Below are 10,011 nucleotides of genomic sequence, written 5' to 3'. Positions count from 1 at the left end.
GGCGACCCGGCAACGGTGAGACGCTGAGCGCGACGGCAGTACCGGCCGACGAGCGGGAGGGCACCGCATGATGACGAAGTTCGGGTACGACCTGGCGACATGGGAGAAGGCCAAGGCCGAGGTCGTCGGCATCCTCGGCGAACGAGCCCGATCCGGGGCAGGGCCGATGACCTATGGCGACCTGGCGCGCCACATCAAGACCCTCGAGGTCGAGCCGCACGCGTTCGCGATGTTCAGCCTCCTTGGCGAGGTCTCAGCCGAGGAAGACGCGATCGGCCGCGGGATGCTTTCGGCCTACGTCGTCTCGTCGGAGAGCGGGCCGCCGCGAGCCGGCTTCTTCGAACTGGCGACCAGACTCGGCCGAACGTACGACGACCGGCGCGCCTTCTGGGTCGCGGAGATGCAGCGGGTCGACGCAGCGTGGCGCACCCCCGCTGAGCATCGGTAGAGCGGGAGGAGATCGGGACCGCGGGCCATGTCGTGGAGGCACGGCGGACGCCCTGCCCGGAGGCCATGAGCGACCCCTACTCGATGACGATCTCGAGCCGCCGATGCGCCTCTCGGAGGGCGGCCTCGACCTCTGCCGGCGTCTCGGCCCGGGCGAACATGAAGCCGAGGTAGCGATCCCCCTCCGGGAGCGGCACGACCCGGCCGCCGGGCGGGATCGTGATAACCAGGCCCTCGATCCCGCGAACGGCCATCGCCTCGGTCCGGCCGTTGACCTCGCGGAGCGTCCCGGCCCGCGGGATCGGGAGCATCATCACGCCGGCCGCCGCATGCTCCCGCTCGAGCGACGGCAGGGGCAGCCCCGCCGCGTGGCGGATGATGAGCTCCTCGAGCGGAACGCCGGCCCCGAAGCGGAGGGTGCGGGCGCAGAGCCCGCCGATCGAGCGGGCGGCGACCTCGAGCACCCACGCGCCGCCCCCGTTCAGGCGGAGCTCGGCGTGGATCGGGCCCTCGGTCAGCCCGATCGCCCGCGTCGCGGCGGCGGCGGTCGCCTCGACGAGCGCCTGCGTCTCGGCCGGCAGCCGCGACGGCGTGATGTAGATCGTCTCCTCGAAGTACGGCCCGTTGAGCGGGTCCGGCTTGTCGAAGATCGCGAGGACCTCGAGGCGGCCGCCGCGGAGGAGACCCTCGAGCGCAACCTCGACCCCTGGGATGAAGTCTTCGACGAGGATCCGCTGCGCCGCTTCGCCGGGTGGGCAGACATCCGGGGAGCGGACGATGGCTGCCACGCGGGCGAACGCGGCGGCGAGCTCGTCCGGATCATCCGCCCGGATGACACCGCGGCTCCCCGCCAGGTCGAGCGGCTTGACGACGACCGGGAACGTCGCCGAGGGGACCTCTTCGGGATCGGCATCGGCAGGCCACGTCCGGAAGCGAGGCGTGTTGAGCCCGGCCGCCGCGAGCAGCTCGCGGGTCCGTGCCTTGTCCCGGCTGGCCTCCACCGCCGAGAACCGGTTGTGCGGCAGGCCGAGGGCGACCGCAGCGGCGGCGGCGACGAGCGTCGAACCGTCGTCGATCGGGATGACCGCATCGAGGGCGTGCTCGTGCGCGTAGTCGACGATCGCCTGTCTCCCGGAAGCGACGTCCGTGAGGCTGAGGGCGAGCCACCGTTCCCCCATCACCGCCGCCAGCGCCGGCCGCTCCTCGGTGCCGACCACGACCTCAATGTCGAGCGCGCTCGCGGCCGCGACGAAGTCGGCCGTTCGATACGTCCGCGACGGGATGAGGAGGAGGATCCGGGTCATCGCCTCCCAGTATCGTCGAGCCGGCCGGTTGCGCCATCCGCCGCGGATCGCGTCGTTACCGGTTCGCCCCGGCCGCGATACGATGCCCGCGATGGCCGATAGACCGCAGCCGCTCCTTTGGGTGACCGCCGCCGCCCGCGCCAAGGTCTCCCGCGCCGCGACGAGTGCCGGCCACCCGGCCGCCTGCCTCCGGATCGCCGTGACCGCCCGCCATGGCGCCCGCTTCGCGTACGACTTCGGGCTCATCGAGCCGGCCGACGCCGCCGCGCTCGACATCGTCGTCGAGACCGACGGCTATCGCGTCTATGTCGACCCGGCCAGCGTTGAGCGGCTTCGCGGCGCGACGATCGACCTCGACGGCGCGGCGTCGGGCGGCGCGCTCACCGTTGCCAACCCGAACGAGGGCTGGGCCGATCCCCTCGCCGCGCGGGTCCAGCAGGTCCTCGACCGCCAGATCAACCCCGGTATCGCCGCCCACGGCGGGTACATCGACCTCCTCAACGTGCGCGACGGCGTTGCCTACATCGAGCTGGGCGGCGGCTGCCAGGGCTGCGCTCAGGTCGACGTCACGCTGCGCCAGGGGGTCGAAGTCGCGATCAGGGCGGCGGTCCCCGAGATCCTCTCGATCGTCGACACGACCGACCACGCGAGCGGCACGAACCCCTACTTCCAGCCCGCCAAGAAGTAGGCCCGGCTAAAGGTCCGAGCTCGGCTCGGACAGCGACGATGTGCGGATCGAGATCGACGGCGCGTCGTCCGTTGGCTCCGGTCGTGCGGGCGGCGCTCGGGTCCAGCGCGGGCGGGCCGGTTGGCCTACCCTGCGACTAGCCGAGAGCGGAGGGACAGATGAGCGGGGACCCGAACGTCCTCTACGACGGGAACGGCTTCGACGTGCTGCGCGGACACGGCCGCGATGAGTCGATCGACCTCGTTACGGCGTCAACTCGGATCCGTGGCGGCAGGACGTGATGGAACGGGCGTTCGGCCGGTGCCTGGGCGACAGTGACCTGGGGATGCCGCTGGCCGATCCCGACAACGGTTCGTGTCGTGACGGCCTGGGACCGGACGGCGTGAACGGCAATATGGGCGCCGAATCGACGCGTGCCTGGCTGGTCGCGGTCGAACGGATGCGCGCCCTCCACAATGAGGCGTCGGCACAACCCGCCGAGCCGATGGCCGGCGGTGTTGGGTCCGGGTTGGGTCGCACCCGGGTCACCCCGCTGGGCGCCCGATAGCGACCAGCAGGTAGGCCTCGATGCGGGTGGGTGTGATCAGCCCGATCGCCTGGCGCACCCCGCCGCGTGCCTACGGGCCCTGGGAGCAGGTCGCCTCGAATGTCGCCGAAGGGCTGGTGGCACGGGGTCACGAGGTCACCCTCTTCGCCACGGCCGATTCACTGACCGCCGGTCATCTCGAGGCGGTCGCCACGGCCGGCTACGAGGAGGACGCGCAGGTCACCCCCAAGGTGTACGAGGTGCTCCACATCGCCCGGGCCATGGAGCAGGCGGATCGCTTCGACCTCCTCCACAACCACTTCGACTTCCTGCCGCTCGCCTGGTCTCGACTGATCCGGACGCCCCTCCTGACGACCATCCACGGCTTTTCGTCACCAGCCATCCTGCCCGTCTACCGCGAGTACGATCGCCACGCCTTCTACGTGTCGATCAGCGATGCGGATCGAGACCCGTCCCTCGACTACGTGGCAACCGTCTACAACGGCATCCGCCTGGCGGACTTCACCTTCCGCCCGAACCCCGGCGAATACGCGGTGGTCCTCGGGCGGATCCATCCCGACAAGGGCGTTCATCTGGCGATCGAGGCGGCGACCGCCGCCGGCCTGCCCCTGCTGATCGCCGGGATCATCCAGGACCCGGACTACTTCCGGCGTCACGTCGAGCCGCGGCTCGACGGCGAGCGAGTGCGGTTCCTCGGGCCGGTTGGGCCGGCGGAACGGGATTCGCTGTTGGGTGGCGCGCTGGCCCTGCTCCATCTGGTCACCTTCGACGAGCCGTTCGGACTGGCCATGATCGAAGCGATGGCCTGCGGGACACCCGTGATCGGGATGCGCCGCGGGGCTGTTCCGGAGGTCGTCGTGGACGGGCAGACGGGCGTCCTGGTCGTCGATGTCGGCGAGGCGGTGCGGGCGCTCTCGGTCGTGGTCGGCCTCGACCGAGGCCGCTGTCGAACGCGGGTCGAAGAGCACTTCACGGTCGATACGATGGTGCGGGGCTATCTCGACGTCTACGCCGAGGTGCTCGAACGGTGGCCCAGCCGGCGGGATCGAACGGCCGGCGGCCGCGCCGAGATGGCGCGGTGACAGGAAGCGACTCCTTCCGGCTCGGCGTGAACTACTGGCCGGCCCGGACAGCCATGTACTGGTGGGACGACGTCAGATTCCCTGAGGTCGATCGGGACATGGCCCGGATCGCGGATCTGGGCCTCCAGGAGGCCCGCATCTTCCTGCTCTGGGAAGCGTTCCAACCCCGGCCTGACCGCGTCTCAGGCGACGCGCTCGTCCGGCTCGAAACGGTCCTGCGGGCCGCTGAGCGGCACGAGGTCGGCCTCGTGATGAGCCTGTTCTGCGGCCACATGAGCGGCGTGAACTGGCTCCCGGGCTGGGCGGTGGACCCGTCGGCGGCCTCGACGATCCGAACCGTCAGCGGGCGCCGGGTCGTGCCCGGCGGCGTCGGCGACATCTACGCCGATCCGGCGCTCCTCGACGCGCAGCTCTTCCTCGCCCAGCGGCTGGCATCGACGTTCGCCGGCCACGGGGGGCTCGCCGGGTGGGACCTCGGCAACGAGTTCTCGAACCTCCGATGGCCCGCTCGTCCGGAGGAGATCGCTCGCTGGAGCTCACTCTTGACGGAGGCGCTCCGGCCCGCCCGAGTCGACGTCGCCGGTGGCCTCCACGCCCCGGACCTCGAGCAGGACCGAGGGATTCGGATCAGCTCGATCGCCGCCCCGTGGGACGAGGTCGTCATGCACGGCTACCCGCTCTACAGCGAGGCGGCCACGGCCCCCGACGATCCCGAGTGGGTGCCCTTCCTGGGCGCGACTGCAGCCCGCTTCGCCGCCAAGCGGGTGAACGCTCAGGAGTTCGGACTGCCCGACCACGAGCTCGGCGAGGACCGGGTCGCGCGCTACGCGAGTGCCGTCCTGCAACGACTGTGGCGATTGGGGGCGGTGGGCGCGTCATGGTGGTGCTTCACCGACTACCCCGCCGAGTTGCGGCGGCTGCCCCCGTTCGATCTGGCGCCCCACGAGCTGCACTTCGGCCTCTTCCGGGCCGACGGCAGCGCCAAGCCGGTGGCGGATGTCTGGCGTCGCTTCGGCCGGCGCGCCGCTCTCGACATGTCCCCGTTCGACGGGCCGGACGAGCTGACCTGGTACGAGGGCCTGCCCCGGACGCTCGAGCAGGCGTACGGCCGGTGGCGCGAGAAACGATCGGCGCTGACCGAGGTGACCGAAGAGGTTTGACGCCCCGACTAGATGCCCTCGCTCGGGTCTCCCCGGCGCCGTTGCGGCCCCCCGGACAGGCACGAACGTAGTCGAGCACGGCGCTCCACCGGGCCGCCCCGGAAATTGCGAACGCGCCCGCTGTCGTCCCCGAAGGCGCGCTCGAGGAAGCGGATGGCACGCCAGGCGGTGGGCGCGATCTCCCCCCAGCCAAGCTCCGCTGCGTGCGGAGATCCATGTGGAGCGCACGCGCCACATCGTCGGTGCAGTAGCCGTGGCTGAGATCGGGCAGGGCGCCCAGCGCATGCTGGATGATCCCGATCTCGTCGGAGATCGCCTCAAGATGGCGCCGGCTGACTGGATAGAGTGGCGCCCGGTCAGACACTCGTCGTGGCCAGCCCTGCCGCACGGGTAACCGGGGCCGCGGGCCTGCCGGCGATCCTGGCGAAGAGGCGACGGTAGGCGTTCCCCACCTCCGGCCAGATCATCGCCCGGCTGTGGCCGTACGCTCGCGCTCCCACCTCGGCGCGCCGGTCGGCATCTCGCAAGAGCGCGATGAAGGCCGCCGCGAGGGCGGCCGATGATCCAGGTGCCACGAGGATGCCCCGATCCTCAGCCAGCAGCTCGGCGGCGTAGGCGTAGGGGGTCGAGACGATCGCCTTGCCCGCACCCATGGCGTACGCCAGTGTGCCGGAAACGATCTGCTCGAGATTGGGATACGGCGTCACGAAGACATCGGCGGCCTCCAGCCAGCGACTCAGCTCCACCCGACCCACGAACCGATCGACGAACTGAACGTGGCCGGCCAGGCCGAGCGCGTCGACCCGGGCGACGAGCGATTGTCGGTACGTTTCGCCCTCATGGCGGAGGAGTTCGGGGTGGGTTGCTCCGAGGACCACATACCGAGCGCTCGGGATCGCGGCCACCACCGTCGGCATGGCCTCGATCGCGACTTCATAACCCTTGCCGTGCCCGAGCAGGCCGAAGCTCAGGATGACCGCGTGGCCGCCAAGCCCAAGCCCCGGCTTCATCGTGTCGGGATCGACCAGCGGCAGGTTGGGTACCCCATGGGGGATCACCTCGACGCGGATCGGATCGATCCCGTAGGCCCGGGTCAGCAGCGCGGCCGCGGCGCGCGACATGACGACCGTCGCTGCGGTCGCGGCGGCGAGCTCGACGAGGATCTGTCGCTGCCGGAGCGTTGGATGACGGAGCACCGTGTGCAGCGTCGCCACGGCAGGGATCTCCAGGGCGTGGAGGAACTCCAGCACGTGTTCGCCATCGGAACCACCCCAGATCCCGTATTCATGTTGGATCGACACGACGTCGATCCCGCAGTGCGTGAGCGCACGGGCAGTGCGGGCATAGTCTCCCGCCTCGTCGCGACGGATCCTGTGGTGGACCTCGGGTGGGTACGACGACTGGTGGTCAGGCGGGCTGAGCGCCACGATTTCACCGCCACCCGTGACTCCGGCCAGGTCATGGGTGAAGGTGGCGACCCCGCAGCGCCGCGGAGGATAGGTCGAGACGAAGGCAGTTCGGATGCGGGAACTCCGATCGTTACGGACTGGTGCTGCGGAGACGGCAACGATGCCCCGTCAGGATCAGTGGCGGCGGAGGAACCCGAGCGCTACGGCGGCCCCGCCCAGGCCCACGATGCCGATTGCGGAGAGGCGGCCGAGGCCGGGTCCGGCCCGATCCGGCCGCACTGGCTGAGGCGCGGGTCATCGTCAACCCCGCCGTGGACCGGCCTGGCGAGGCATCTGCGGACAGGGTGTTGGGGGTGCCGGGAGCGACGAGGTCGTTCGGACGGGGCAGGGCGTTCGGCGCCGTTGGCCGCCCCTTCCCCCCGCGTCCGGCGATTCATCGGGGCAGCGCCGCTACTGCGGCCACGCACTGTCGTGCGGTTGGGAAGCCGTGGTGAGTCTACACCCACGTGCCGAGAGCGGGATGCGGGTGTGCCGGTGCTCCGTGAATCTGTCAGTCTCCAGGAATGGAGACGACGATCAAGTTGCGAACGGTTCCAGCCACCTCCGGCCGACGGGGTAGCGGCGGGGTCAGGATCGATCGTTGCTCGGCCGCCTCCTGGCGCTCGCGGCGAAGCCTGCCTCCGTGCCCGTGCTTGTCGGTGCCGCTTTTCCTGGCCACGTCGCTACGTCCAGCCGGCGACCCCCACCAGCGGGATGAAGACGCACGGGCCGTGGTTCGACTGGGCGAGCCGATCGCCGTGCCGCTCGACGAGCAGCAGCTCCTGCTCCCATCGTGCGCCGACCGGGATCACCAGGCGCCCGCCGTCGGCGAGCTGGTCGGTGAGCGCGGCGGGGATGGCCGGCGCCGCGGCGGTCACGACGATGCGCGGCCACGGCGCTCCGGACGGGTCGCCCCGGCTGCCGTCGCCGACCCGGACCTCCACCCGATCGCCGAAGCCGAGCTCGGCCAGGCGCGTCCGGGCGGCCGACGCAAGCTCCGCGATCCGCTCGATCCCGGTGACGGCGCAGCCCATCGCGGCCAGGACGGCGGCCTGGTAGCCGGTGCCCGTCCCGATGTCCAGGACACGATCGCCCGGGTCGGGCGCCAGGAGCTCGAGCATGAGGCCCACCATGAACGGCTGGCTGATCGTCTGGCCGGCGCCGGCGGGAAGCGCGCGGTCGGCGTACGCCCGCCTCTGCTCGCCGGGCGGGACGAAACGCTCGCGCGGCACGACCGCCATCGCGGCCAGGACGCGGGGATCGTGGATGCCGCGGGAGCGGAGCTGCTGGTCCAGCATCCGGGCGCGGCCGTCCGCATGCGGGTCCTGGCCGCGATGGCGGTCCACGCCACGAGGATAGTCGTCGCGCATGGCGGGACAACCAGGCCCGGATGATCGCCTCGTTCAGCACGCCGTCGCGACGGTCGCTGAAGAGGTCGCAGGCTGCGGCGATGTCCGCCGAGCGCGAACGGGTGGGTGATGAGGGGGAGCGGATCGAAGTGGCCGGACTCGACCGTGCGGCTGAGCGGACGCATGCGCTTCTTCCCGCCTGGATACAGGGGAGTCACGATCATGGTGTGGGGGCACCGGCCGATCCGTGGCCGGCTTCCTGGCCCTCCCGTTGGGCGTGTCCTGCGTCGATCGCATCGCGCCGATCGCGAACCGCCTCAGGACTCGATCGCCTCGATGGTCACCCGGATGCGCGTCGGGTTGCCCAGCCGCTTGCTGGCCGCCTTCTTGACGTACAGCGTCCCGACCTTCGGATCCTCGTCGGGGTCCTGCTCCTGGAACCGGACGGTGCCGGGCGTCTCCTTCTCCCGCACGAGCTCGATCACGAGCTGCTCGGCCATCCCTTGATCTCCTTCCCGCCCGACTCGGGCGCTGTGGGCACGGGCGCTGCGGTCGTCCGTGCGACCCCTCCTGAGTATCGCCGCGGCGAGACCCGCGGAGGCTGCATCCGAAACGATCGAGGTGCTCGGGGCTCGACATGCTGGTGCGACCGTCGGCCGAGGCGGAGGCCTATGGGCTGGCTGCCGCGTGACTACGATGCGCGAATGGCCGCGGGCCCGACCGATGTGTGGCGTGACCCGGATGGGCAGGCCAGCCGTCCCGATGACGACCCGGCCGTCGCCGAGATCCTGGGAGTGCCCACGATGACGCTGGCGACGGCCGAGGCGGCCGGCGGGCCGCACGCCGCGCCCGTCTTCTTCGCCGCCGACGCCGCGTTGCAGCTCGTTCTTCTCTGACGGGGCGAGCCTTCACGTCCGCCACGCGCTGGCCGCCCCAGTGGCTCGGCCGCGATCTACCCGGACGTGGCGGACTGGACGCAGATCCATGGCCTCCAGCTCGACGGTGCGCTCCGGCGGATCCCGTCGGGGCCCGACTGGGACCGCGCCCGGGGCATCTATCTGCGGAGCCGCTCCAGAAAGTCGCGGCACGCGGCCTCGTCGGTGAACCAGGTCTCGAACTCATGCCAGTCGCGGGGATCGTCCACCCCGCCGACCGGACCGCTGCTGCTCGCTCGAGGCCACCCCTGCATCATCTTGTAGCTCTGGAGCGAAGTGGATACCCCCTCTGCTGGATGTCCTGCTCGAAGGTATACGGTAGACGGGCGCGTTGCTCTCGTTTCGGTGCGGACGGGCTGACCGTCGAGATGCCATCGGGTGCGGGCCGATGCGTCTCCTCGCCCGATCTGCCGGAGGACCACGATGACCCAGGATCCCCGCGACCAGCAGCTCCTCGAGGTCGCCCTCGCCGCCGGCAGTACCGGTCGACGCAAGGCCGGCCGCGAGGAGGCCAAGCTCGACGCGAAGGAGCTCGAGGAGCCGACCCCGGAGGAGCTCGAGGCTCTCTCCGCGGACATGATCGGGATCGACGACTCGGTCCGGATGTACCTCCGGGAGATCGGCACGGTCGCCCTGCTGACCGCCGAGGAGGAGGTCGTCCTGGCCAAGGCGATCGAGCTCGGCGGGCAGCTGGTGGAGGCGCCCGGCAAGGGTGTCGTCTCGCTCCACGAATGGACGACCCACGACACCGAGCGCACGACCCGGACGGCCAAGCCGCAGCACCGGCTGCCGCTCGGCGAAGAAGCTCACATGCTCGTCCGAACGGCGCTCTCGGCCGAGTCCGCCGGCGACCTGCTCGTGCCCGGCGCCGACTTCCATCTGATCAAGGCTGGTCGGGAGGTCCAGTCCGAGGGGACCAAGGCACGCCTCAAGGAGGCTCGCCACCTCGTCACGGCCTACAACAGGGCGCTCACGCCGGATGCCTTCCTGACGCTGCTCGACTGGGCCTACCTGGCCGTCCACAACGGCGACCTCGACTCGCGCGACAACA

General features: G+C 70.9%; 11 protein-coding genes. 7 read left to right on the top strand and 4 right to left on the bottom strand.

What is annotated here, in order from left to right; all coding sequences use genetic code 11:
* The first annotated feature begins 67 nt into the window (after positions 1-67).
* Positions 68-448 carry a hypothetical protein gene (locus IVW53_15290; protein ID MBF6606930.1) on the top strand — a complete coding sequence of 127 codons (381 nt, stop codon included), beginning with the start codon at positions 68-70 and terminating at the stop codon, positions 446-448.
* A 76-nt stretch (positions 449-524) separates the two neighbouring features.
* On the opposite strand, the gene IVW53_15285 is transcribed toward IVW53_15290, so the two are convergent.
* A complete protein-coding gene (locus IVW53_15285) occupies positions 525-1,751 on the bottom strand; it encodes an ATP-grasp domain-containing protein (protein MBF6606929.1) in 1,227 nt (408 codons plus the stop codon).
* On the opposite strand from IVW53_15285, the gene IVW53_15280 reads away from it, so the two are divergent.
* The 4 genes from IVW53_15280 to IVW53_15265 all read left to right on the top strand — a co-directional run bounded on the left by IVW53_15280 (position 1,672) and on the right by IVW53_15265 (position 5,228).
* Positions 1,672-2,439, top strand: a complete 768-nt coding sequence (locus tag IVW53_15280; GenBank protein MBF6606928.1) for a NifU family protein — start codon at positions 1,672-1,674, stop codon at positions 2,437-2,439. The genes IVW53_15285 and IVW53_15280 overlap by 80 nt on opposite strands.
* 280 nt (positions 2,440-2,719) lie before the next feature.
* The gene (locus IVW53_15275) at positions 2,720-2,986 is read left to right on the top strand and encodes a hypothetical protein (GenBank protein MBF6606927.1); all 267 of its coding nucleotides are present in this window, start codon (positions 2,720-2,722) and stop codon (positions 2,984-2,986) included.
* A gap of 20 nt (positions 2,987-3,006) precedes the next feature.
* Positions 3,007-4,068: a glycosyltransferase family 4 protein gene (locus IVW53_15270; protein ID MBF6606926.1), complete on the top strand. Its 1,062-nt coding sequence runs from the start codon at positions 3,007-3,009 to the stop codon at positions 4,066-4,068.
* Positions 4,065-5,228, top strand: coding sequence for a hypothetical protein (locus IVW53_15265; protein MBF6606925.1), 1,164 nt, complete (start codon positions 4,065-4,067; stop codon positions 5,226-5,228). Before IVW53_15270 ends, IVW53_15265 begins: the two co-directional genes overlap by 4 nt.
* A gap of 356 nt (positions 5,229-5,584) precedes the next feature.
* Here IVW53_15265 and IVW53_15260 read toward each other — a convergent pair whose 3' ends face one another.
* The 3 genes from IVW53_15260 to IVW53_15250 form a co-directional block, all read right to left on the bottom strand.
* Positions 5,585-6,655, bottom strand: a complete 1,071-nt coding sequence (locus IVW53_15260; protein ID MBF6606924.1) for a glycosyltransferase — start codon at positions 6,653-6,655, stop codon at positions 5,585-5,587.
* Between the two features lie 704 nt (positions 6,656-7,359).
* A complete protein-coding gene (locus IVW53_15255) occupies positions 7,360-8,046 on the bottom strand; it encodes a protein-L-isoaspartate(D-aspartate) O-methyltransferase (protein ID MBF6606923.1) in 687 nt (228 codons plus the stop codon).
* A gap of 296 nt (positions 8,047-8,342) precedes the next feature.
* Positions 8,343-8,525 carry a hypothetical protein gene (locus IVW53_15250; GenBank protein ID MBF6606922.1) on the bottom strand — a complete coding sequence of 61 codons (183 nt, stop codon included), beginning with the start codon at positions 8,523-8,525 and terminating at the stop codon, positions 8,343-8,345.
* Positions 8,526-8,729: 204 nt separating this feature from the next.
* On the opposite strand from IVW53_15250, the gene IVW53_15245 reads away from it, so the two are divergent.
* Both IVW53_15245 and IVW53_15240 read left to right on the top strand, forming a co-directional pair.
* Positions 8,730-8,921, top strand: a complete 192-nt coding sequence (locus tag IVW53_15245) for a hypothetical protein (GenBank protein ID MBF6606921.1) — start codon at positions 8,730-8,732, stop codon at positions 8,919-8,921.
* A 462-nt stretch (positions 8,922-9,383) separates the two neighbouring features.
* The coding region (locus IVW53_15240; GenBank protein MBF6606920.1) for a hypothetical protein at positions 9,384-10,011 on the top strand (628 nt) is incomplete at its 3' end.

Source organism: Chloroflexota bacterium, assembly GCA_015478725.1.
Taxonomy (GTDB): Bacteria; Chloroflexota; Limnocylindria; order Limnocylindrales; family CSP1-4; genus C-114.
This window is presented reverse-complemented; position numbering and strand designations above follow the sequence as displayed.